The sequence below is a fragment of the Corallococcus terminator genome, assembly GCF_003611635.1.
GTDB lineage: Bacteria > Myxococcota > Myxococcia > Myxococcales > Myxococcaceae > Corallococcus > Corallococcus terminator.
In genome coordinates, this window is sequence record NZ_RAVZ01000726.1 from 1 (window position 1) to 985 (window position 985).

Sequence of the window (985 nt, forward strand, 5' to 3'; positions counted from 1 at the left end):
CCCTTGAAGAACGGGGTGTGGCGCCCACCCTCTTCCTTCGACAGCACGTAGATCTGCGCCTTGAACTTGGTGTGCGGCGTGATGGAGCCCGGCTTCGCCAGCACCTGGCCACGCTCCATGTCCTCACGCTTGAGGCCACGGACCAGCGCGCCGATGTTGTCGCCCGCGCGGCCCTCGTCCAGCAGCTTGCGGAACATCTCCACGCCCGTCACGACCGTCTTCTGCGTCGCGCGCAGACCGACGACTTCGACTTCCTCGCCGACCTTGATGATGCCGCGCTCGACGCGACCCGTCGCCACCGTACCACGGCCGGCGATGGAGAACACGTCTTCCACCGGCATCAGGAAGGGCTTGTCCGTCGCGCGCACCGGCGTCGGGATGTAGCTGTCCACCGCCTCCATCAGCTTCAGGATGGCCGGCTCGCCGATGTCGCTGGTGTCACCCTCGAGGGCCTTGACGGCCGAGCCGGGGACGATGGGGATGCTGTCGCCGGGGAACTCGTACTTCTTGAGCAGGTCCCGGACTTCCATCTCCACGAGCTCGCGCAGCTCGGGGTCGTCCAGCAGGTCCACCTTGTTCAGGAAGACGACGATGTAGGGCACGCCGACCTGGCGGGCCAGCAGGATGTGCTCGCGCGTCTGCGGCATCGGGCCGTCCGCCGCGGAGACCACCAGGATGGCGCCGTCCATCTGCGCCGCGCCCGTGATCATGTTCTTCACGTAGTCCGCGTGGCCCGGACAGTCGACGTGCGCGTAGTGGCGGTTCTTCGTCTTGTACTCCACGTGCGCCGTGGAGATGGTGATGCCGCGCTCCCGCTCTTCCGGCGCCTTGTCAATCTGGTCGTACGCCATGAACGTGGCGCCACCGGACTTGGCGAGCACCTTCGTGATGGCGGCCGTCAGAGACGTCTTGCCGTGGTCCACGTGCCCAATCGTTCCGATGTTCACGTGGGGCAGGCTGCGATCGAACTTTTCCTTGGACATGA

The 985-nt window shown here is 66.0% G+C and carries 1 protein-coding gene; it reads right to left on the minus strand.

Annotated elements, in window-relative coordinates; genetic code table 11:
- Positions 1–983 (minus strand): elongation factor Tu (gene tuf / locus D7V88_RS41815; RefSeq protein ID WP_120545988.1); only part of this gene is annotated, 983 nt, incomplete at its 3' end.
- Positions 984–985: the final 2 nt, after the last annotated feature.